The following is a 23129-nucleotide window of genomic DNA, read 5'->3' on the forward strand; positions in this document are numbered from 1 at the left end:
ATATTTATGGGGGACTTAAATAAGAAAAAAGAATATTTTAATATTCTTATGAAACAAGCAAATATACCAGATGAACTTGTGAAAAAATATTTTTCTGATGCAGCAATCGAAAAGGTAGAGCTTAGTCATAAGAATAACGAATGGACATTTCACCTTATATTCCCAAACTTGACACCTCGTGAAATATTCAAACAGGTTACAGATGCGGTTCGAAAAAATTTAGCGCATCTTGCCAATATCAAATTTGTTGTGCGTTTTCAAGCGGTTCATATTGTTGATGTTGTTAGGGAGTACTGGTTGAGTATAATCGAACAGTTTCAAACGATGCCAAGTATATATATGGTGTTAAAACAGGCCAAATGGGAACTAGACAATAAGCAAATGACGATATATGTTCCCAATTCTGGTGTTAAAAGTTTCCTTGAGAAAAAAAACATTCATCAAATGATAAAGAACTCTTTAGCAAATTGGAGTCAAGAAATCATAAATATCAGTTTCTCATTGTATGAATCTGACGAATCTTTAATTAAATTTAAGGAAGAATTAGAACAAGAAGATTTGCAGTTTGCGATGGAAGCCATCGTGAAAAGTCAGGATAAAAAGGAAGAAGCTGATGAAAATAATTCATTTGTAGATACAACTGTTAAATATGGCAAACTGATTAAAGAGCAACCGAATCCAATAAAGGAAATCATTGAAGATGCCGATGGGGTTGTGATTCAAGGAAGTGTCTTTTTATTTGAAATCAGAGAATTGAAAAATGGTAATCACTTAGCAATATTTAATCTTACTGATTATACTGATTCCATTCAAGTCAAGACATTTATTTGGGATACGAAAAAAGTTCTACCAGTTATCAATACGATAAAGAATGGTATGTGGTTAAAGGTTAAAGGTAGAATCCAATATGATAGTTTTTCAAAAGAACTAGTTATGATGGCAAGTGACATTGTACAAGTTGAACCTAAAGCTCGAGAAGATTTAGCTAAAGAAAAAAGGGTGGAACTACATCTTCACACTAATATGAGTGCAATGGATGGGGTTACATCAATTAAAAAATATATCGAACAAGCAAGCAAATGGGGACACAAAGCGGTTGCAATAACAGACCATGGAGTAGTTCAAGCATTTCCAGATGCTTATGAAGCGGGATTAAAGCATGGAGTGAAAGTTATCTATGGTTTAGAAGCAAATGTAGTTGATGATGGTGTACCAATTGTATATAACGACCAATCTAGAAAATTGATAGATGAGACCTTTGTGGTATTTGATACAGAAACTACTGGGTTGTCAGCGGTTTTTAATACAATTATTGAAATAGGCGCGGTTAAAATCAAAAATGGTAAGGTTATCGATCGGTTTGAAACGTTTGTTGACCCGCAAGAGCCAATTTCTCCAAAAATTACTGAGATAACTGGAATAACCGATGATATGGTTAAAGGTGCTCCTTTACTTGATGAAGCGTTACCTAGGTTTAGAGATTTTATTGGTGATGCGATTTTGGTGGTCCATAATGCTAGATTTGATATTGGCTTCCTTAACATTGGATTTAAAAAGATAGGAGCAAAAGAATTAAATAATCCAGTAATTGATACAGTTGAGTTAGCTAGACTATTGTATCCCAAGATGAAAAACTATAAACTTAACACCCTTTGTAAGCATTTTAAGATCGAATTGGTTAATCACCATCGTGCCTTAAACGACGCAGAAGCGACAGGATATCTTTTGTGGAAAATGGTTCAAGATTTACAGGAGAAAGAGATTGAGGATTTAATCGAAATCAATAAACACGTAGGAAAAGGAGACTATTCTAAACTTCGTCCATTTCATCTTACAATCTTGGTAAAAAATCAAGTTGGTTTAAAAAATCTGTATAAAATAGTTTCCAAATCCCATATTGAGTATTTTTATCGAAATCCAAGAATACCAAAAAGTGTATTAAACCAGTATCGTGACGGACTTCTCTTTGGGACAGCCTGCGATCAGGGAGAATTGTTTGATGCAATGTTTAGTAAAACTCCAGAAGAAATCGAAGAAATAGCAAAATTTTATGATTATTTAGAGATTCAACCACTTAGGAATTATAATCATATATTAAAAAATGGTATTATCCAAAGTGAAGATGATATTATCGATATTCATATGAGAATAATAGATTTGGGTGAAAAGTTAAACATTCCTGTAGTAGCAACTGGAGATGTTCATCATTTAAATGAATCTGATGCAATTAATAGAAAAATCCTAGTTTATAATCAAATAGGAGGTTTTAGGTATCATCACCCTAACGATTTGAATTCGGTTTATTTTTATACTACTGATGAGATGCTCAAAGCTTTTTCCTATCTAGATGAACAAACCGCTAAGAAAATCGTTATCGAAAATCCTAACAAAATTATTGAAGAAATAGAGTCTTTAAAACCGTTCCCAGATGACTTGTTTACCCCAGTTATTGAAGGGGCTGACGAGGAAATCAGAAATATGAGTTATAGAACAGCTAAAGAAATTTATGGGGAACCGTTGCCAGAAATTGTTGAAAAACGCTTAGAAAAAGAGTTAAACAGTATCATAAATCATGGTTTTTCCGTTATTTATTTAATCTCACATAAACTTGTTAATAAATCATTAAAGGATGGCTATTTGGTAGGTTCGAGGGGTTCTGTTGGTTCGTCTTTTGTGGCGACGATGACAAAAATTACAGAAGTTAACCCACTACCTCCCCATTACGTTTGCCCAAAATGCAAACATAGTGAATTTATTCTCGATGGTTCTTACGGTTCTGGGTATGATTTACCAGATAAGGATTGTCCTAATTGTCAGCTAAAAATGCGTAAAGATGGACAGGATATCCCATTTGAAACATTCATGGGATTTAAGGGGGATAAAGTACCTGATATCGATTTAAACTTTTCAGGAGAATATCAGCCAGTAGTTCACAAATATACCGAGGAATTATTTGGTTCAGATTATGTATTTCGTGCTGGTACCATATCAACTGTAGCAGAAAAAACCGCTTATGGTTATGTGAAAAAATACGTTGAAGAAAATAATCTTAATTTGCGTAATGCGGAGATAAGTAGATTATCTGAAGGTTGTACGGGAATAAAAAGAACCACTGGACAACATCCAGGGGGATTAATGGTAATTCCTCAGTACAAAGAGGTATATGACTTTACTCCGATTCAAAGACCAGCAGATGATATGTCATCGAGTACGATAACCACTCATTTTGATTATCATGCTATAAGTGGTAGGTTGTTAAAACTGGATATATTGGGGCACGATGATCCAACAGCTATCCGTATGCTTCAAGATTTGACAGGAATTGATCCTAAGTCTGTTCCTATCGATGACCCCAACGTCTATGAGATTTTTAGAAATACTAAACCACTTGGAGTAACTCCAGAACAAATAAGGACTAAGACTGGGGCCTTAGGAATACCGGAATTTGGCACAAAATTTGTTAGACAAATGCTTGAAGATACTGAACCGACAACATTTGCTGAATTGGTGCGTATATCTGGGTTATCTCATGGTACTGACGTTTGGCTAAATAATGCCCAAGACTTAATAAAAGAGGGTAAAGCTGTTTTGGCAGAAGTAATCTCTACCCGCGACGATATTATGGTGTATTTGATTCAAAAAGGTTTAGATCCCTCATTAGCTTTTAAGATAATGGAAAAGGTGCGAAAGGGTAAAGGATTACAGCCAGAAGATATAGAAGAAATGAAAAAACATGATGTTCCTGATTGGTATATTAATTCTTGTCAAAAAATCAAGTATATGTTCCCAAAAGCACATGCAGTTGCCTATGTTTTAATGGCGATTCGAATTGCTTATTTCAAAGTGTATTATCCAATTCAATATTATGCCACCTATTTTACCGTACGTGCAGATGAATTCGACGTCAAGGTGATGAAAGCTGGTTCAAAGGCAATAAATGAGAAGATTGATGAAATAATTGAAAAGGGAATTAACGCTTCACCAAAGGAAAAGGGATTATTAACCGCTTTAGAAATCGCCTTAGAAATGGTAGAAAGAGGATTTAGTTTTGCAAATATTGATTTGAATAAGTCCGACGCGACAAAATTTCTCATTGCTGATGATAATAAAACATTGATTCCTCCTTTTTCTTCAATATCTGGAATCGGTATAAATGCAGCGAAAAATATTGTGAAAGCAAGGGAAGAAGGGGAGTTTTTATCGATTGAAGACATGCAATTAAGAGCAAAAGCTTCAAAGACTGTCATAGAAATGTTAGAGGAACATGGGGCATTGAAAGATTTACCAAATACAAATCAACTATCACTTTTTTAATAGGACATTGATTAGGAAGATTGTGTTATGATATAATCTTTTTGGTAATACTATTTATAGGCGTTAAGATTAAGAGTGGGGAAACCCACTCTTACATTTATGTTTGTGAAAAAAAAATTACAATAAATAATATGGAGCAAAGGAGGATAAGTATATGAGCAAACGGATTACTGAAATCGTTGAAAAAATGGCCTTGCCTATATTAGAAGAACAAAATTTAGAACTTGTTGATATAGAATATAAGAAAGAAGGCAGTAATTGGTTTTTAAGGGTTTATATTGACAAAGAAAATGGTTCAGTAGATATTGAAGACTGTGGAAGAGTTAGCGAAGCGTTAAGTATCGAGCTAGATAAAGTTGATCCTATCTCCAACCCATACTTTTTAGAAGTATCTTCACCTGGAGCTGAGCGTCCACTCAAGAATGAAAAAGATTTGCTTAAGGCTGTAGGGAAGCATGTACATATAACAACTTATGAGCCAATAAATGATCAAAAGATATTTGAAGGAGAGTTAGTAAATTTTGTTCAAAACACTTTGACTATAATTACTGATGAAAAAGAAATTAAAATTCCTTACGAAAAGGTAGCTAGTGCTAGATTAGCATTAGTTTTATAAAAAGAAAGGAGGAGAAACTGTGAATTCTCAGTTTATAGACGCATTAAATGAACTCGAAAAAGAAAAAGGAATTAGTAAAGAAGTTTTAATTGAAGCTATTGAAGCTGCATTGATTTCTGGTTATAAGAGAAATTTCCATTCTGCCCAAAATGTTAGAGTAGATATTGATAGGGAAAATGGTGATGTAAAAGTTTTAGCAAGAAAAACAGTGGTTGATGAGGTAATTGACCCCAGGTTAGAAATATCATTAGAGGCTGCTCGTCAAATCAATCCAAATTATCAATTAGCTGATATTGTGGAAATTGAAGTTACTCCTAAGGATTTCGGCAGAATCGCTGCTCAAACCGCCAAACAAGTTGTTACCCAACGAATTAGAGAAGCAGAGAGAGGAGTAATTTACGAAACATTTGTCGATAGAGAAGAAGATATAGTAACTGGAATCGTACAAAGAAAAGACCAACGTTTTTACTATATTGATCTAGGTAAAACTGAAGCATTATTACCTATAAATGAACTTATGCCTACTGAATCAGTTAAACAAGGTGACAGATTAAAAGTTTATATTACAAAGGTTGATAAAACGACAAAAGGCCCACAAATCTTCGTATCAAGAACTCATCCTGGATTATTGAAAAGATTATTTGAATTAGAAGTACCAGAGATATTCGATGGGGTCGTAGAAATTAAATCCGTTGCAAGGGAAGCGGGGCATCGTTCTAAAATAGCTGTATATTCACAAAATGAAGATGTGGATCCTGTAGGAGCTTGTGTAGGTCCAAAAGGTATGAGAGTTCAAACAATCGTTAATGAATTAAATGGTGAAAAGATTGACATCGTCAAGTGGTCAAAAGACATTGAAACATTTATTTCCAATGCTTTAAGTCCTTCTAAGGTATTAGAAGTGGAAATTAACGAAGAAGAAAGAACAGCAAAAGTGATCGTACCTGACTATCAGTTGTCCTTAGCAATTGGTAAAGAGGGACAAAATGCAAGACTTGCAGCTAAGTTAACTGGATGGAAGATCGACATTAAGAGTGAGTCTCAAGTTGGTTCTGAATAGAATTGATAGGGGGTGGTAGAATGAAAAAAATACCCATGCGCAAATGCGTAGCCTGTCAGGAAATGAAACCAAAAAGAGAGCTTCTTCGTATTGTTCGAACTCCTGAAAAGGATGTTGTAATTGATTTAAAGGGTAAAAAATCTGGTAGAGGAGCTTACATCTGTTACGGTTCAGAATGCCTGCAAAAAGCTAAGAAGAGAAAATCCCTCGATCGTGCCCTTGAGGTAGTTATAAGTGATGAAGTTTATGAACAATTACAATCGGAGATTGAAGGTTACCGTGAAAAATAATAAATTTTTCTCTTTATTAGGTTTAGCTGCGCGGGCAAGAAAGATTATATCTGGTGAAGAATTATTGATTAAAGGAATTCAAACTGGAAAAGTTTTTTTGGTAATAATTGCTCAAGATGCTTCTGAGAACACGAGAAAAAAACTTACAGATAAGTGCTCGTACTACAATATACCTTATAAAGTATCATTTGAACGGGAACAGTTAGGTCATGCAATTGGTAAGTTTTCTCGGGTAGCGATTGGGATTACTGATCAGGGTTTTAGTAAGCAATTAAATAAAATATTAGAAGAGTAGAAATCTGGGGGTGAAATAATGGGTAAGATTAGAGTTTATGAATTGGCAAAAAAACATAATATCCAAAGTAAAGAAATGATCAATGTTTTAAAGAAATTAAATCTTCCTGTTAATAATCATATGAGTACCGTTGATGATGAAATGATAAAAAAGATTGAGGAGTATTTCACATCTTTAAAACAAGGCGATAGCTCTAAACAAAATAAAACAACTAAGGCTAACAAGAAAAACCAAAAGAACCAAAAGGACAGCAAGAAAAGAGATAAAGAGGGAATAAGTAAAGTGAGCAGTAAAGAAGTAAGCAATACAGAAATTAAAGAAGATGAACCTATTGATGATAAGGAATTAGTTGCTAGTGCGAAGAAAAAGACCAAATCTAATAAAAAACGTTTTGATGATAATAAAGTTAGCGATAGTACAAAGAATGGCAAAAAAGGTAAAGCTAATAAAAAGAAAAATAAAAACAAAAAAGAAGCAGAGGAAAAAAGAGTTACACCTAATAAAACACCAGAAAAAATCGTTTATACTGGCTCATTAACAGTAGGAGAATTAGCCAAACAATTAGGTAAAGAAACTTCTGAGATTATCAAAAAATTAATGTTTTTAGGTATTATGGCGACTATTAACCAAGAAATCGAGTTTGACGCTATCCAATTAATAGCCGAGGAGTATGGCGTTAAGGTCGAAGAAAAGATAGAAGTTGACGAAGATCAATTTGAATTATTTGATGATGAGGACAGAGAAGAAGATTTGGTTGAGCGTCCGCCTGTAGTAACCATAATGGGTCACGTTGACCATGGTAAAACTACACTACTTGATGCTATCCGTAATTCTAAGATAACTGCAAAAGAAGCTGGTGGTATTACTCAACATATTGGTGCTTATCAAGTAGAGATCAATGGTAAAAAAATTACGTTCCTAGATACCCCAGGACATGCCGCATTTACATCTATGAGAGCTAGAGGAGCACAAGTTACTGACATTACAATCTTGGTTGTAGCTGCTGATGATGGTGTGATGCCACAAACGGTCGAGGCAATTAACCACGCTAAAGCTGCCAATGCTCCAATCATTGTAGCAGTAAACAAAATTGATAAACCAGAAGCTAATATTGAAAAGGTTAAACAAGAATTAACTGAATATGGTTTAGTTCCTGAAGAATGGGGCGGCGATACTATCTATGTGCCTGTGTCCGCTCTCAAACAACAAGGCTTAGATGATTTATTAGAGATGATTCTACTTGTCGCTGAAGTTGAGGAATTAAAGGCTAATCCTAATCGTTTAGCAAGGGGTACAATTATTGAATCACAATTAGATAGAGGAAGAGGCGCTGTAGCAACTGTGTTAGTTCAAAAAGGAACTTTACGCGTTGGAGATCCAATAGTTGCCGGTATCACATATGGTAAGGTTAGGGCGATTGTTAATGATCGAGGAAAGAGAATCAAAGAAGCAGGTCCTTCTACACCTGTGGAGATAACCGGGCTTAATGAAGTTCCTCAAGCTGGGGATCAATTTATTGCATTTGAAGAAGAAAGAAAAGCAAGAATAATTGGTGAGAAAAGAGCTTTAAGGGCTAGACAAGAAGAATTAAATGCTACTTCACGTGTTACTCTTGATGATTTATATAAACGAATTCAAGAAGGCGATATAAAAGAACTTAATGTCATTATTAAAGGTGATGTACAAGGTTCTGTTGAAGCTTTACAGGGAGCTTTAGAAAAAATTGAGGTTGAAGGAGTTCGTGTTAAGATTATTCATAAAGGTGTTGGTGCGATTACAGAGACTGACGTAACCTTAGCATCAGCATCCAATGCCATAATTATCGGCTTCAATGTTCGTCCTGAACCACAGGCACGAACCTCAGCAGAACGTGAAAAAGTTGATATCCGTTTACATCGTATTATATATAATGTAATTGAAGAAATTGAGGCAGCATTACGGGGAATGTTAGATCCGGAATATGAAGAAGTTATCACTGGTCGTGCTGATGTAAGACAAATCTTTAAAGCTTCTAATATCGGTACAATTGCTGGGTGTATGGTTACCGAAGGCAAAATAGTTCGTAGTGCTTCAGTTAGGGTCATAAGAGATGGAGTAGTAATCTTTGAGGGTAAAATCGATTCACTGAAGCGTTATAAAGATGACGTTAAAGAAGTAGCTCAAGGATATGAATGTGGAATAACTATTGAAAAGTTCAATGATATTAAAGATGGAGATATTATTGAATCCTTTGTTTTAGAAGCTGTAAAAAAATGAGGTGAGTCACATGGCAAAGGTGCGAGTTGGCAGAGTAGGTGAACAAATCAAAAAAGAGATAAGCCAGCTTATTCAATACGAATTAAAGGACCCAAGAGTAGGGTTTGTCACTGTGACAGGTGTTGAGGTAACTGGTGATTTATCTCAAGCCATTATCTATGTAAGTATTATGGGCTCAGAAGAGGAAGTCAAAGATTCTCAAATGGCTCTTGAAAAGGCTAAAGGATTTTTAAGAACTGAAATTGGAAAAAGAATAAGATTAAGGCATACACCCGAGTTAATATTTAAGATCGATGAGTCAATTGCATATGGAAGTAAGATAGAAAAATTATTAAAAGAGATTAAGGAAACTGATCAGTGATGGAATCGTATCGTAAGATGTTAACTAATGCGGCAAATTTTATAAATGATTATGATAATTTTTTGATTGTGTCCCATGTCAATCCTGATGGGGACACAATTTCTTCTTCCTTAGCAATGGCTCATCTTTTGAAATCATTGGGAAAATCTTTTACCTTAGTTAATGAAAATGTAATTCCTCAAAAATATAGTTTTTTAACAGGAGCTAATGAGATATCTTTAATAAGTGAAATGGATGAAAACGAAAAGTTTTCTTATGTTATCACGATTGATGTTGCTGATAAAAAAAGGGCGGGAGAAATAGATTATCTCTTAACTTCTGACGTTAAACTATTAAATATTGACCATCATCCAACCAATGACAAATTTGGTGACGTGAATTTGGTATTACCCACAGCAGCTGCAACGGCTGAGGTTGTTTATGATTTAGTTAAAGAAATGAATGCAGCCATTGATAAGGAATTAGCCACTTATATTTATACAGGATTGTTGACCGATACGGGCGGTTTTCGCTATTCTAATACCACATCGAAGGTTATGAGAATCGCTGCTGAATTACTTGACCATGATATTTCTCCAAGTAATATCGCAGAGATTACCTTGGAAACAATGACAAAAAGCTTTCTAAACCTTTTGAAAATTGCACTAGATAAATTAGAAGTTGTTTTGGATGGTCGGATCGCTTGGACTACCTTAACATTAGCTGATCTCTCTGATGATAATAATTCAGACAACACTGAAGGCATTGTTAACTATACACGTAATATTGAGGGAGTAGAAGTCGGGATCCTATTTAAAGAGGTAAAAGATAATCAATTCAAGGTTAGTATCCGTTCCAAAAGATTTATTGATGTTGGGGACATTGCTAAAAGTTTTGGTGGTGGAGGTCATATGAGAGCGGCTGGCTTTACATATGAAGGAACATTAGAATCAATTAAAGAAAAAATTGTGAATAAAATAAGGCAAACAAAAGGGTGGCAACAACTTGAGAAAGAATCAGACATTTGATGGCGTATTGCCAATTAATAAACCAGCGGGAATGACGTCACACGATGTTGTGGCATCTCTTAGAAGAATTTTGGGTATAAAAAAGATTGGACACGCAGGAACCTTAGATCCTGAAGTTACTGGGGTTCTTCCAATCTGTATCGGTAAGGCGACTAGAATATCTGAATTCTTAATGGAAAGCCCCAAGAAATATCAGGGTCAATTAACACTTGGAAAATCTACAACAACACAAGATTTTACTGGAGAAACCACTGAAAGAGTGGATGTCTATGGTGTGACAAAGGAAGAAATAGAGAGGGTATTTGAAAGTTTCATAGGAGAAATAGAGCAAGTTCCTCCTATGTATTCTTCTGTAAAAATTCATGGTAAAAAGCTATATGAATTAGCTAGACAAGGAAAAGAAGTTGTACGTAAACCGAGAAAAGTTACCATTTATGATTTGAAGCTAATTGGTTGTGATTTAGAACATAATAATCCAACCATTGATTTTCAAGTGGTCTGTTCCAAAGGGACATATGTTAGAACATTATGCGTAGATATTGGTAACAAGCTAGGCTATCCTGCTCATATGTCAAAACTAGTTAGGCTAGAGAGTGGTTCCTTTAATCTAGAGCAGTCATTATCACTTGAAGAAGTCGAAAGACACGTGAAAGAGAATAAATTGGATGAAATTCTCGTTCCAATGGCTAATTCTTTACCTGATTTTCAAGAAGTAGTATTATCAGACGAAGAAATTTTGAATAAAGTATTTAATGGCCAAGTGATTAGAGTAGAATCTCTAAAATTTGATGAAGGTATCTTTAAGGTAGTGAATAGAGATGGTAAATTGGTTGCCCTATATGAAAAGGCTAAAGATAGTTTGATAGCTAAACCCATCAAAGTGTTTAAATGATGACAGAAAAAATGTGAACTCTTAAATAAAGATAAATAAGGTGACTATTATGCAGATTTATCAGATTGAATATCCAATATCTCAAGATAATTTTCAACCGAGTGTAATTGCAATAGGTTATTTCGATGGGGTACATCTTGGGCATCAACAGGTAATTAGCAGGGCATGTGAAAAGGCTAATGAACTGAATTTACCATGTGGTGTAATGACTTTTTCACCTCACCCAAAGGAAGTCTTGGGAATAGGGGCAAAAATTGATCAAATAACTCCGCTTGAAAGTAAGTTAAAGTTATTTGAAAAAATGGGGATAGATATTTGCTATATTGTCCATTTTACAAAGCATTTTGCTGCAATTACACCTGAACAGTTTATTGAGGATATTTTAATTAAACTAAATGTAAAAGGAGTTGTCGTTGGTTTTGACTACACCTTTGGTGATAAAGGAGTAGGCAATCCGGAAACCCTCAGGGACTACGCTGAAGGTCGTTATACTGTTGATATTATAGAACCTATTTTTGACCAAGGTAAGAAAGTGAGTAGTACTAGGATACGAAATTTATTAGCATCCGGTAAAGTTTCAGAAGTGAAAAGATTGCTTGGAAGGAATTATTCCTTCTTAGGAAAAGTTATCCACGGTCAAAAATTAGGTAGAACAATTGGATTTCCAACTGCAAATCTAGAGCTGTTAGAACATTACACCTTAATTAAAAATGGTGTGTATGTTGTAAGGGTCAAAAATAAAGGTAGATCATTCTTAGGGCTAATGAATGTTGGATTTAAACCAACTGTTAATGATAAAAAGGTTACCTCTTACGAAATTCATATTTTAGACTTTAATGAGGATATCTATGGTCAAGTACTAGAGGTTGAACTATTAGAGTATATTAGGGAAGAAATTAAATTCAAAAATATTGACCAGTTAAAAGAACAGATCAAAAAGGATTTATTTTCTTTACATTCATGGTATAATTATGCTATACTTCATAAGGGTTAACCCATACGCGGATAAACGATTTCACCGACGTTTTTCTGGGAATGGGCGAAATTATTAGAGGAGGTGGATCAGGATGGCATTAACTCAAGAACGTAAACAACAAATTATTGACGAATTTAAAGTACATGAGAACGATACCGGTTCTCCAGAAGTACAAATCGCTATCCTTACTGAGAAAATTAATTATTTAAATGAGCATTTACGTGTTCACAAGAAGGATCATCATTCACGTCGTGGTTTGTTGAAAATGGTTGGACAACGCCGTAATTTATTAAGCTACTTAAAGGCAAAAGATATCCAACGTTATCGTGAGTTGATTAACAAATTAGGATTACGCAGATAGGATAGGACTGTGTTTTAAAGAAGGCTATCAAAGCGGGGAGTGTTCCCGCTTTTTTAATACATATTTTTTATAAATATTTATTTTATATTTTTTTTAGCAGGAAATAATAAAAAGCATATACATGACTGATTCTGTGTTTTGAGAGGAGGCAAAATTTTTATATGGAGATGGAAAAAAAAGTTTATGAAATTGATTTAGCTGGGCATCCATTAGTTATTGAAACTGGACAATTGGCTAAACAAGCTAATGGTTCGGTTTTAGTAAGATATGGAGATACAGTTATTTTGGCTGCTGTAACAGCGTCAAAAGAGCCGAAGGATCTTGATTTCTTTCCATTAACAGTAAATTATGAAGAAAGATTATATGCGGTTGGTAAAATCCCTGGTGGCTTTATTAAGCGAGAGGGAAGACCGAGTGATAAGGCGATTTTAGCATCACGTTTGATCGATAGACCAATAAGGCCGCTATTCCCAGATGGGTTTAGAAATGAAGTTCAGGTTTATACTACGGTTTTATCTGCTGATCCAAATTGTCCTTCAGAAATTGCTGCAATGTTTGGGACATCTTTAGCTTTATCAATATCTGATATCCCATTCATGGGACCAATTGCAGGTGTAATCGTTGGGAGGGTTGATGGTGAGTTTGTAATCAATCCATCCACAGAACAGATGGCCAACAGTGATATCCATTTGATTGTAGCAGGAACAAAAAATGCTATTAATATGGTTGAAGCTGGAGCAAAGATGGTTTCAGAGGACGTTATGCTTGAAGCGATTATGTTCGGGCATGAGAAGATTAAGGAATTGATCAGTTTCCAAGAAAAGATTGTCGAGGAAATAGGTAAGGAAAAGATGGAGGTTATACTTCATCAAATTGACCCCGAATTGGATAAGATTGTTAGAGAGTATGCAAAAGACAAACTGATTGAAGCTATTCAGATCGAAGAAAAGCAAGCTAGACAAAGCGCAATCGATAAAGTTATGGAAGAAGCCGTTGAACATTTTTCAGAAGAGTATGAAGAACAGATCGGCATGATAAATGAGGTTTTAAATAAAATCGTCAAAGAAGAGGTAAGACGATTGATCTTGTTTGAAAACAAGAGACCTGACGGAAGAGCTTTGGATGAAATCAGACCTATTAGTTGTGAAGTGGGTTTACTACCAAGGACACATGGTTCTGGCTTGTTTACACGCGGTCAAACTCAAGCATTAAGTATCTGTACTTTAGGAGCTTTAGGTGATGTTCAAATATTAGATGGTTTAGATTTAGAGGAGTCAAAGCGGTTTATGCATCACTACAATTTTCCACCATATAGTGTTGGTGAAGCAAGACCAATGCGTGGCCCTGGTAGAAGAGAAATTGGTCATGGGGCTTTAGGTGAAAGAGCATTAGAGCCAATTATTCCATCAGAAGATGAGTTTCCATATACTATTCGGTTAGTTTCTGAAGTATTAGAGTCAAATGGCTCTACGTCACAGGCTAGTATCTGTGGTAGTACTTTAGCTTTAATGCATGCCGGAGTGCCAATTAAAGCACCAGTTGCAGGTATAGCGATGGGGCTTGTTAAAGAAGGGGATAAGGTAGCCGTTTTAACTGATATCCAAGGTATGGAAGATCATCTAGGAGATATGGATTTTAAAGTAGCTGGTACAAGTGAAGGAATTACTGCTTTACAAATGGATATTAAGATCAGTGGAATTAACAGAGAAATCTTAGAAAAAGCTTTAGAACAAGCTAAGGTCGGAAGATTATTTATTCTTGAAAAAATGTTAGCTGCGATTCCTGAACCAAATAAACAGCTATCAAAATATGCTCCTAAGATAACAACTATTAAAATAAATCCAGATAAAATAAGGGATGTAATCGGGCCAAGCGGTAGAATTATTAACAAGATAATAGATGATACTGGAGTAAAAATTGATATCGAACAAGATGGTCGTATTTTTATCGCCTCAGTAGATGAAGAGATGAATGAAAAAGCTAAGAAGATTATCGAAGACTTAGTGAGGGAAGTTGAGGTTGGACAGACCTATCTTGGGACAGTTAAGCGGATTGAGAAATTTGGTGCATTCGTTGAAATCATTCAAGGAAAAGAAGGACTTGTCCATATCTCTCAGATAGATGTAAAGCGAGTAGATAAGATTGAGGATGTACTATCTGTAGGAGATACCATCTTAGTAAAAGTTACTGAAATTGATAACCAAGGACGTATCAACTTGTCACGAAAAGCTGTCCTAAAAGAACAAGCAAGCGAAAAATAAGAGTCAGATCCAATATCTGTCTCTTTTTTAATTTATCAGAAAGTGTTCTAAGTAAATAAGCCCCCCAATATATCTTAAGTAAGAGACGACTAAAATTCATGTAAGTGTTGTGTTTTGTATAAGTGCGACTTTTGGAACCAAAATACAACTACTAAAAAAAAAGAGGTAGTTTTACTGAAAAATGAGGTAGTTTTGAAAATGGTGAAAAGCTATTAGAAATGGGGAGTCTTATGAAAGGAATACAATTTTTAATAATCATTTCGCTATTTTTCTTACTTATTTTTGGAATTGTTAATTCAAGAAGCATTGTTGAATATACGACATTTGAAGTATTTGATTCGGTATCTCAATGGGAAAAAATTGTTGATGATTACGCCAATGAACATAATATTGCTCCGATTGAACCAAAGGTGGATCGGATATGGAAACTAATCCCCGGTTATAATGGGTTAATAGTGGACAAAAAAGCAACTTTAACATTAATTAAAGAACAAAAACCAATTTCAATTGATGATATCAAATATGTATGGAAGGAAGTAGAACCAAAAAAGAAACTTGAAGATCTTGGAGCCTATCCAATTTATCGTGGCAACCCGGCAAAACCTATGGTTTCTTTTATGATTAATGTTGCATGGGGAACAGAATATTTGGATCAAATATTAGAAATTCTTAAGAATGAAAATGTAAAAGCCACATTCTTCGTTGACGGAAGTTGGTTAAAGAAAAATTCAGATTTAGCACAAAGAATAGTAGTTGAGGGGCATGAAATTGGTAATCATGCCTACTCTCATCCCAGACTTAGTCGTCTAACAAGAGATAGAATTAGACAAGAGATCGTTAGAACAGAGGAATTAATACGTAGTATAACCAATCAATCATCGGCATTTTTTGCTCCACCAGCTGGTGATTACGACCAACGTGTAGTGGAAATTGCAAATAACATGAACTTAAAAACAGTTTTATGGACGGTTGATACTATAGATTGGCAAAAACCCTCTCCTCAAACGATAATTAACAGAATTATTAAGAAAGTAGATAATGGAAACTTAATACTTATGCACCCTACTAAACCAACTGTAGATGCTTTACCAACTTTAATTAAAGAAATTAAGAAAAAGGGATTAAAAATTGGAACAGTTAAAAAAACATTGTCAACTAAAAGAGTCCTTGATATTGAGTCACCTGTTAAATTTTGATATATTAAAATAGTCACGTTAGAAATTAGGACTAATAGGGGGATATAAGTGATAAAAAAATATACTTTAGATAATGGACTACGGGTAATTTTAGAAGATATACCTACAGTACGTTCTGTTGCTATGGGGATTTGGGTAAAAACAGGCTCACGACATGAAAATCCTCATATCAATGGAATTTCTCATTTTATTGAACATATGTTTTTCAAGGGTACAAGGACTAGAACAGCTCGTGAAATTGCAGAATCATTTGATTCAATTGGGGGCAATGTTAATGCTTTTACTTCAAAGGAGTACACCTGCTACTATGCAAAAGTATTAGATGAACATTTTAATACTGGATTAGAGATTTTATCCGACATGTTTTTTAATTCTACCATTGATGAGAAAGAACTGAATCGAGAACGAAATGTTGTCCTTGAAGAAATAAAAATGTATGAAGATACCCCAGATGACCAAATACATGATCTAATAGCTAAAGTTTCTTTTGCAGAGAATCCTTTAGGATATGCAATTTTGGGTACTGAAAAAGTGTTAAACAGCATTACAAGAGACACTATATTTGATTATCTTAGTGAAAAATATATTATAGAAAACACAGTAATTACTATTGCTGGAAACCTACCAGAAAACATCATTGAAATAGTGAATAAACATTTTGGTTCTTTTAACAATCATGGTCAAGATAATCAATTGGAGATTGCAAGTTTCAAAGCAAATGAAACCATAAAAACAAAACAGACTGAACAGGCACATATTGCTCTTGCTTTACCAGGATTAGCAGTATCAGACCCAGATATTTATTCTTTAATATTACTAAATAATATTATTGGTGGCAGTATGAGCTCACGTCTTTTTCAAGAAGTTAGAGAAAAGAGAGGACTAGCCTATTCGATCTTTTCTTATCATTCTAGCTTTCAAGATACAGGTTTATTTACTATCTACGCCGGTACAGCCCCAAACCAAGTTGATCAAGTAGTTGACATTATTCAAAATACTCTAGTGAATATTAAAAAGTACGGAATTGAAGAAAAAGAGATAACAAAAGGTAAGGAACAATTAAAAGGAAGTTTAATGTTAAGTTTGGAAAGTACCAATAGCCGTATGAATAGGTTAGGAAAAAATGAATTGCTTTTAGGTAGACACTTATCATTAGATGAAACTATTAACAGAATTAATCAAGTAAATAAAAATTCGATACAAGGTGTCATCAATCAAGTTATGAATCATCAATTTTCTTTTGCAATGATAAGTCCTATAGAAGAACTACCAAAGACTTTAAGGAGGGATATCCTTGTATCAAGTTAAAATCAAAAAACTATCTGGTTATCAAGATATATCTATACCTCAGAAAATGTCTGAATTCGCAAGTGGTTTTGATATATATGCTGGTGTAAAAGAAGAGGTAGTAATACGAAAAGGGGAAAGGGTATTAATACCGACTGGTTTTGCCTTAGAAATGCCTGTAGGAATCGAAGCCCAGATACGTCCAAGAAGTGGTTTGGCTCTTAAAAATGGAATTACGCTGTTAAATACTCCGGGTACGATCGATTCTGATTATCGTGGCGAAGTAAAAGTTATTTTAATAAATTTAGGTGAAGAAGATTTTATTGTTAAACCTGGGGATAGGATTGCACAATTAGTCTTTATGGAAGTTCCACAGGTTAAATTAGTAGAAGTAGAAGATATAACTCAAACTAATAGAGGTTCTGGTGGTTTTGGTCATACCGGTAAATGATTTTTGAAGAGTAAGGAGTATTACGATGGAAAATGAGTTAAGAGATTCATTATTGACTGATATAGAAAATCTTCGTAATCAATTACATGAGAAGGTTAATGATAAAAAAATAACCAATCACGAGGTGTTCTTGGATCAAGAAGTTTTTAAAATTAGTGCTCAGCTGGACAAGTTAATTGTAAAATATATGTCTTTAAAAAAAATCGATTGAGACTGTAATCTGGTCTCTTTTTTTTTATGTTAACTATTACGAGATTATTGTTCCGTAGCTGGAGTAATAAAAGTGAAAGTGGATTGTCTACTTTATGTACTTTTTTCAAAAGAAAGAGCATAGAAAGTAAACAAGGGTTTCTCTAGAATTAGATTGAAGGGGGCGATTTAAGTGCGGTTTAGTGATTTTAATGGAAAAGAAGTAATTGATATAAATAGTGGTGAAAAAATCGGGATAATCGGACACACTGATTTAGTGATCGATCCAAAGTCAGGAGAAATTGAAGCGTTAATATTGCCGAGAAATTCGATATTTGGGTTTAAAAACAAAAAGGAAGAAATATATATTTCGTGGAATGCGATTAGAAAAATCGGCTCAGATATGATCATAATTGAGAAAAAAAATCATTTAAAGACATATTAAAATATTTTAGATACTTGTATATTGTCACCACCCATTGGGCTAAAGAATAAGATGATTTTAGAAAAAGGGCAAAGATTCATAGGTAAACTGGTGCTACTTTATTTACCCGCTTTGCATTTTCGCTTTTTTCAAGTAAAATGTTTGGAAAGGGGTAACAAGGAATTGTTAACAGGAGTTCATGTGGCCTTCTTAGGTGGTGACGCTCGCCAATTAGAAGTAATAAAAAAATGTGTTGAAATGGATGCGACTGTAACCCTTATTGGGTTTGATAATCTTGAAAGTACATTTCAAGGGGTTCATCTTAAAGAATTGGAACCAAAAATTCTAGAAGATGTAGATTGTTTAATCCTTCCAATAGTTGGAACCGACGAAGATGGCTACGTAGAAAGTATTTTTAGCAAAAAGAAATTAAAACTTACTGAGGAATTTCTATCACATTTACCTAAAACCAGTAAAATATACACTGGAATGGCTAGACAATATTTAAAAAATCTCACTAATGACTTACAAATTGATTTAGTAGAACTATTAGATCGGGATGATGTGGCGATCTACAATTCTATTCCAACTGCCGAAGGAACCATAATGATGACTATTCAAAACACTAACTTTACAATTCATGGTTCTAATGCTATTGTTTTAGGATTTGGTAGAACGGGAATAACTTTGGCAAGAGTACTAGGTGCTCTTGGGGCTAAAGTGAAAGTCGGTGCAAGAAGACCCGAGCATTTAGCAAGAATATATGAGATGGGTCTTCAACCATTTTATATTAGTGAATTGGCGGAGCAGGTAAAAGATGTTGATTTATTATATAACACGATACCACATATAATTGTAACTGCGAAAGTAATTGCTAATATGCCTCATCATGCCTTAATTATTGATTTAGCTTCAAAGCCAGGTGGAACAGATTTTCGTTATGCTGAAAAAAGGGGAATAAAAGCACTACTAGCCCCAGGTTTACCAGGAATCGTTGCTCCTAAAACAGCTGGTATTATTATTTCCAATGTACTTACCAAGTTGATTTTAGAGCAATTTGGAGACCAGGGGGGAAATTAATGGATTTATCTGGGAAAACTATCGGTTTTGGTTTAACAGGATCACATTGTACTTTTGCTGAAGTAATACCACAAATCAAAAGACTCGTGGAAAAAGGAGCAAATGTTATTCCAATTATTTCAGACAGTGTGAAATATACTGATACTCGTTTTGGGAAGACTGCTGACTGGCAAAAACAATTAAAAGATATAACTAGAAATGAAATAATCGCTTCGATTGTAGATGCCGAGCCAATCGGTCCAAAAGGTTTACTAGATCTGATGGTAATTGCACCTGCAACTGGGAATACCATCAGTAAATTGGCGAACGCAATTACAGATACTACAGTCTTGATGGCAACGAAGGCACAGTTAAGGAATCAAAAACCTGTCGTAGTAGCAGTTTCGACAAATGATGGCCTGGGTTTAAATGGACAAAATATCGGAAAATTACTTGCTACTAAAAATATTTTTTTAGTTCCTTTTGGGCAGGATTCTCCGAATAAAAAGCCAAATTCATTAGTAGCTAGAATGGAATTGCTAGATCAAACCTGTGAACTAGCATTAGAATATAAACAAATTCAGCCCGTGATTATCGAAAAGTTCAAATATTAAACAATTTAGCATATAGGGGGAAAATTGAATGAACAAAAAATTAAGCTATAACGTCGCAATTGTTGGAGCAACAGGGGCAGTAGGGAAACAGATAATTCGCTTACTAGAAGAAAGAGATTTCCCTATTCAGCAATTAAAATTATTAGCTTCTAAAAGATCAAAAGGAACTATTGTCGAATTTAAAGGTAAAGATTTGGTTGTTGAAGAAGCTACTCCAGAAAGCTTTGAGGGGGTTGATATTGCTCTATTCAGTGCTGGAGGAAAAACGAGTAGGTCTTTAGCTAAGATTGCTGTCGCTAAGGGGGCAATTGTAATCGATAATACCAATGCTTTTCGGATGGATGAAGATGTTCCTCTGATTGTTCCAGAGGTGAATATGGAGGAAGCAAAAAACCACAAGGGAGTAATTTCAAATCCAAATTGTTCAACAATTCAAATGGTGACTGCATTAAAACCACTATATGATCGTTATGGAATTGAAAGAATTATCGTCTCCACATATCAAGCCGTATCAGGAGCAGGAAATCAAGCAATTAACGAATTAATAGTCCAAACGAAACAAATTTTGGACGGTAAAGAGGTAACTAAAGAAATTTTACCGGTTAGTTCCCTGCCTAAGAAGCATCAAATCGCATTTAATGCTATACCACAAATCGATGTGTTTGAGGATAATGGTTTTACTCTAGAAGAGATGAAAATGGTTCGAGAGACAAAGAAGATTTTTGGAGATCCATCAATTCAGGTTACTGCTACATGTGTAAGATTACCAATAATTTATGGGCATTCAGAATCTGTATATGTAGAACTTAAAGAGGAATATGATCTTAAAGAGGTAAGGGAATTATTAATGAACGCACCAGGGGTTGTGGTTATTGATGACCCAGCTAATCAGGAGTACCCTCTAGCAACAGACAGTGCTGGGAAGCTAGATGTATTCGTTGGAAGGCTTCGTCGTGATCTTGATCACCCAAGGGCCCTAAATATGTGGATAGTATCAGACAATCTACTTAAAGGTGCGGCATGGAACGCAGTTCAAATTGCAGAACATCTAATTAGGAATGATTACAATGAGTCAAAGTAACGGTATTATCGTACAAAAATTTGGCGGATCTTCACTTACAACTAAGGAATTTCGACAAAGGGCGATTTATCATATTAGAAAACAGCTTTCGCAAGGGAAAAAGGTTGTAGTTGTGGTTTCAGCGATGGGAAGGAAAGGAGATCCATACGCTACCGATACCTTTTTACAACATATAAAAGAGAATGGAAATTCCCTAAAAAAAAGGGAAATGGATCTTTTACTAAGCTGTGGTGAAATTATTTCAGCAACGACATTAAGTAGTATGCTTTCAGAGTTGGAAATACAAAACATTGTATTAACCGGTGGGCAAGCCGGAATTGTAACCAATGACGATTTTTCTAATGCACAAATAAAAAGGATTCGTCCCAATAGGATCCTTGATGAATTAAACCAAGGTAAAGTGGTTATCGTAACAGGCTTTCAAGGAATAACTGAATCAGGTGATATAACAACTTTGGGGCGTGGTGGTTCAGATACTACTGCTACGGCTTTAGGTGTCGCCTTGCAAGCGGAATATGTGGATATATTTACTGACGTTATAGGTATAATGTCTGCTGACCCAAGGATAGTAAGGGATGCCCAACAATTAGATGCCGTAACTTACGAAGAGATAAGTAATTTGGCCAATCAGGGGGCTAAAGTAATACATCCTAGAGCGGTAGAAATTGCAATGGAACAAAAGATCCCAATTAGAGTTAGATCAACTTTTTCAGATGATGAAGGGACGCTTGTTACTTCAAATGAGCATCTTAAAAAGAGTAAACAAAAATTTAACATTCATGATAAAATTGTAACAGGTATTACCCAAGTGCCACATATTGCACAGATTAAGGTTTTTGCTAAAGATGGAGAATATGATTTGCAACTTAAGGTCTTTAAAACAATGGCCGAAAATCAGATCAGTGTAGATTTTATTAATGTTAATCCTTTAGGTGTAGTTTTTACAGTACATCAAGACGTTCTTGATAAAGCCATAGAATTGCTTAGATCGTTGGGATTTGAACCAGAGGTAAGAAGAAATTGTGCAAAAATCTCAACTATCGGTGCTGGAATGGCTGGTGTACCAGGTGTGATGGCACATATCGTGGAAGCTTTAACGGCAAATGATATTCAGATTCTACAATCTGCAGATTCCCATACTACCATCTGGGTATTGGTTAGTGAAGATGATATGGAAAGAGCTGTCTTAGCATTGCACCAGAAATTCTTTAATACATCAAATCATAAGGAGTGAGTATTTTGGATTTTGGACGCTTAGTTACTGCAATGGTGACACCTTTTAATCAAGATCAGGAGATTGATTTAAAGGAAACAAAAAAACTGGTAGATCACTTAATAGCTACTGGAACAGAGGCGATTGTTGTTGCGGGCACAACTGGAGAATCACCTACATTAACTAAAGATGAAAAGTTATTATTATTTGAAAAAGTTTTGGAATTTGCTAACGGAAGAGCAAAGGTTATTGCAGGGACTGGAACAAATAATACTAAAACTTCAATTGAGTTAACAAAAGCTGCAGAACAGATTGGTGTAGATGGAGTAATGTTAGTCGCACCGTATTACAACAAACCATCTCAAGAGGGACTATATAATCATTTTAAGGCGATTGCAGCAGAAACAAAGCTCCCGATTATGATATACAATATTCCTGGAAGAACAGGGGTTAATATTCAAGCCAAAACGTTAATCGAGTTATCTAAGATAGATAACATTGTCTCAGTAAAAGAGGCTAGTGGTGATTTAACTCAAATGGGTGAAATCATCAAAAACACAGCAGATGATTTTTATTTATATAGTGGAGACGATAAACTAACTTTACCAGTATTATCAATTGGTGGATATGGTATCGTCAGTGTAGCCAGTCATCTTGTAGGAGATCAAATGAAAGACATGATTAACTCTTATCTAAAGGGTAATAATAGTCTAGCTGCTTCAATCCATCTAGATTTATTAGAGTTTTTTGAAGCGATTTTTGTAGCACCTAATCCTGCTCCAATTAAATACTTATTAAATAATAATGGATTTAATGTTGGTTCCGTAAGACTTCCTTTAGTGACTGTTACTGATGAACAATCAAATTATTTAAATCAAGTGTATCAAAAAATCATGGATAGGAATTAAATATTTTATTTGTAAACA

At 34.7% G+C, this 23129-nt stretch carries 22 protein-coding genes; all 22 read left to right on the forward strand.

The features are described from left to right. Positions 1-6 precede the first annotated feature (6 nt). The gene (locus BHF71_RS00585; protein ID WP_069655751.1) at positions 7-4314 is read left to right on the forward strand and encodes a PolC-type DNA polymerase III; all 4308 of its coding nucleotides are present in this window, start codon (positions 7-9) and stop codon (positions 4312-4314) included. Positions 4315-4468: 154 nt separating this feature from the next. Continuing rightward, entirely contained in the window at positions 4469-4930 is a 462-nt protein-coding gene (rimP, locus tag BHF71_RS00590; protein ID WP_069655752.1) for a ribosome maturation factor RimP, read from the forward strand. A gap of 19 nt (positions 4931-4949) precedes the next feature. Beyond that, positions 4950-5990, forward strand: coding sequence for a transcription termination factor NusA (nusA, locus tag BHF71_RS00595; protein ID WP_069655753.1), 1041 nt, complete (start codon positions 4950-4952; stop codon positions 5988-5990). A 20-nt stretch (positions 5991-6010) separates the two neighbouring features. Continuing rightward, positions 6011-6280, forward strand: a complete 270-nt coding sequence (gene rnpM, locus BHF71_RS00600) for an RNase P modulator RnpM (RefSeq protein WP_069655754.1) — start codon at positions 6011-6013, stop codon at positions 6278-6280. Continuing rightward, positions 6270-6575, forward strand: coding sequence for a YlxQ family RNA-binding protein (locus BHF71_RS00605; protein WP_069655755.1), 306 nt, complete (start codon positions 6270-6272; stop codon positions 6573-6575). Before rnpM ends, BHF71_RS00605 begins: the two co-directional genes overlap by 11 nt. Before the next feature lie 18 nt (positions 6576-6593). Next, complete coding sequence (gene infB, locus BHF71_RS00610; RefSeq protein WP_069655756.1) at positions 6594-8831, forward strand: translation initiation factor IF-2; 2238 nt, start codon at positions 6594-6596, stop codon at positions 8829-8831. A 10-nt stretch (positions 8832-8841) separates the two neighbouring features. Continuing rightward, positions 8842-9192, forward strand: coding sequence for a 30S ribosome-binding factor RbfA (rbfA, locus tag BHF71_RS00615; RefSeq protein ID WP_069655757.1), 351 nt, complete (start codon positions 8842-8844; stop codon positions 9190-9192). After that, the gene (locus BHF71_RS00620) at positions 9192-10199 is read left to right on the forward strand and encodes a DHH family phosphoesterase (RefSeq protein WP_069655758.1); all 1008 of its coding nucleotides are present in this window, start codon (positions 9192-9194) and stop codon (positions 10197-10199) included. Before rbfA ends, BHF71_RS00620 begins: the two co-directional genes overlap by 1 nt. After that, positions 10177-11091, forward strand: a complete 915-nt coding sequence (gene truB, locus BHF71_RS00625) for a tRNA pseudouridine(55) synthase TruB (RefSeq protein ID WP_245683795.1) — start codon at positions 10177-10179, stop codon at positions 11089-11091. Before BHF71_RS00620 ends, truB begins: the two co-directional genes overlap by 23 nt. A 49-nt stretch (positions 11092-11140) precedes the next feature. Beyond that, the gene (locus BHF71_RS00630) at positions 11141-12085 is read left to right on the forward strand and encodes a bifunctional riboflavin kinase/FAD synthetase (RefSeq protein ID WP_069655759.1); all 945 of its coding nucleotides are present in this window, start codon (positions 11141-11143) and stop codon (positions 12083-12085) included. A gap of 73 nt (positions 12086-12158) precedes the next feature. Continuing rightward, positions 12159-12428 (forward strand): 30S ribosomal protein S15, encoded by a 270-nt coding sequence (gene rpsO, locus BHF71_RS00635; protein WP_069655760.1) that lies wholly within the window; start codon positions 12159-12161, stop codon positions 12426-12428. A 161-nt stretch (positions 12429-12589) separates the two neighbouring features. After that, a complete protein-coding gene (locus BHF71_RS00640; protein ID WP_069655761.1) occupies positions 12590-14689 on the forward strand; it encodes a polyribonucleotide nucleotidyltransferase in 2100 nt (699 codons plus the stop codon). Between the two features lie 230 nt (positions 14690-14919). Next, entirely contained in the window at positions 14920-15885 is a 966-nt protein-coding gene (locus tag BHF71_RS00645; protein WP_069655762.1) for a polysaccharide deacetylase family protein, read from the forward strand. Between the two features lie 48 nt (positions 15886-15933). Further along, complete coding sequence (locus tag BHF71_RS00650) at positions 15934-17193, forward strand: M16 family metallopeptidase (RefSeq protein ID WP_069655763.1); 1260 nt, start codon at positions 15934-15936, stop codon at positions 17191-17193. Further along, positions 17180-17623: a dUTP diphosphatase gene (dut, locus tag BHF71_RS00655; protein ID WP_069655764.1), complete on the forward strand. Its 444-nt coding sequence runs from the start codon at positions 17180-17182 to the stop codon at positions 17621-17623. The genes BHF71_RS00650 and dut overlap by 14 nt, the downstream gene beginning before the upstream one ends. A gap of 25 nt (positions 17624-17648) precedes the next feature. Then, a complete protein-coding gene (locus tag BHF71_RS00660) occupies positions 17649-17834 on the forward strand; it encodes an aspartyl-phosphate phosphatase Spo0E family protein (protein ID WP_069655765.1) in 186 nt (61 codons plus the stop codon). A gap of 171 nt (positions 17835-18005) precedes the next feature. Continuing rightward, positions 18006-18257 carry a YlmC/YmxH family sporulation protein gene (locus BHF71_RS00665; RefSeq protein WP_069655766.1) on the forward strand — a complete coding sequence of 84 codons (252 nt, stop codon included), beginning with the start codon at positions 18006-18008 and terminating at the stop codon, positions 18255-18257. Between the two features lie 162 nt (positions 18258-18419). Further along, complete coding sequence (dpsA, locus tag BHF71_RS00670; protein ID WP_069655767.1) at positions 18420-19316, forward strand: dipicolinate synthase subunit DpsA; 897 nt, start codon at positions 18420-18422, stop codon at positions 19314-19316. Next, a complete protein-coding gene (locus BHF71_RS00675; RefSeq protein ID WP_069655768.1) occupies positions 19316-19909 on the forward strand; it encodes a dipicolinate synthase subunit B in 594 nt (197 codons plus the stop codon). Before dpsA ends, BHF71_RS00675 begins: the two co-directional genes overlap by 1 nt. 28 nt (positions 19910-19937) lie before the next feature. Beyond that, positions 19938-20990 (forward strand): aspartate-semialdehyde dehydrogenase, encoded by a 1053-nt coding sequence (locus BHF71_RS00680; RefSeq protein WP_069655769.1) that lies wholly within the window; start codon positions 19938-19940, stop codon positions 20988-20990. Beyond that, positions 20977-22224 carry an aspartate kinase gene (gene dapG, locus BHF71_RS00685; RefSeq protein WP_069655770.1) on the forward strand — a complete coding sequence of 416 codons (1248 nt, stop codon included), beginning with the start codon at positions 20977-20979 and terminating at the stop codon, positions 22222-22224. The genes BHF71_RS00680 and dapG overlap by 14 nt, the downstream gene beginning before the upstream one ends. Positions 22225-22226: 2 nt before the next feature. After that, positions 22227-23111, forward strand: coding sequence for a 4-hydroxy-tetrahydrodipicolinate synthase (dapA, locus tag BHF71_RS00690; RefSeq protein WP_069655804.1), 885 nt, complete (start codon positions 22227-22229; stop codon positions 23109-23111). Positions 23112-23129 lie beyond the last annotated feature (18 nt).

Origin of the sequence: Vulcanibacillus modesticaldus (assembly GCF_001730235.1) — a bacterium.
Taxonomy (GTDB): domain Bacteria; phylum Bacillota; class Bacilli; order Tepidibacillales; family Tepidibacillaceae; genus Vulcanibacillus; species Vulcanibacillus modesticaldus.

Excerpts from the sequence above, each read along its gene's own strand:
- BHF71_RS00645 (WP_069655762.1), top strand. The coding sequence starts at position 14,920 with ATGAAAGGAATACAATTTTTAATAATCATTTCGCTATTTTTCTTACTT.
- BHF71_RS00640 (WP_069655761.1), top strand. The coding sequence starts at position 12,590 with ATGGAGATGGAAAAAAAAGTTTATGAAATTGATTTAGCTGGGCATCCA.
- BHF71_RS00675 (WP_069655768.1), top strand. The coding sequence starts at position 19,316 with ATGGATTTATCTGGGAAAACTATCGGTTTTGGTTTAACAGGATCACAT.
- rpsO (WP_069655760.1), top strand. The coding sequence starts at position 12,159 with ATGGCATTAACTCAAGAACGTAAACAACAAATTATTGACGAATTTAAA.
- dapG (WP_069655770.1), top strand. The coding sequence starts at position 20,977 with ATGAGTCAAAGTAACGGTATTATCGTACAAAAATTTGGCGGATCTTCA.
- BHF71_RS00680 (WP_069655769.1), top strand. The coding sequence starts at position 19,938 with ATGAACAAAAAATTAAGCTATAACGTCGCAATTGTTGGAGCAACAGGG.
- BHF71_RS00585 (WP_069655751.1), top strand. The coding sequence starts at position 7 with ATGGGGGACTTAAATAAGAAAAAAGAATATTTTAATATTCTTATGAAA.
- BHF71_RS00630 (WP_069655759.1), top strand. The coding sequence starts at position 11,141 with ATGCAGATTTATCAGATTGAATATCCAATATCTCAAGATAATTTTCAA.
- BHF71_RS00620 (WP_069655758.1), top strand. The coding sequence starts at position 9,192 with ATGGAATCGTATCGTAAGATGTTAACTAATGCGGCAAATTTTATAAAT.
- BHF71_RS00660 (WP_069655765.1), top strand. The coding sequence starts at position 17,649 with ATGGAAAATGAGTTAAGAGATTCATTATTGACTGATATAGAAAATCTT.
- rnpM (WP_069655754.1), top strand. The coding sequence starts at position 6,011 with ATGAAAAAAATACCCATGCGCAAATGCGTAGCCTGTCAGGAAATGAAA.
- rbfA (WP_069655757.1), top strand. The coding sequence starts at position 8,842 with ATGGCAAAGGTGCGAGTTGGCAGAGTAGGTGAACAAATCAAAAAAGAG.
- rimP (WP_069655752.1), top strand. The coding sequence starts at position 4,469 with ATGAGCAAACGGATTACTGAAATCGTTGAAAAAATGGCCTTGCCTATA.
- infB (WP_069655756.1), top strand. The coding sequence starts at position 6,594 with ATGGGTAAGATTAGAGTTTATGAATTGGCAAAAAAACATAATATCCAA.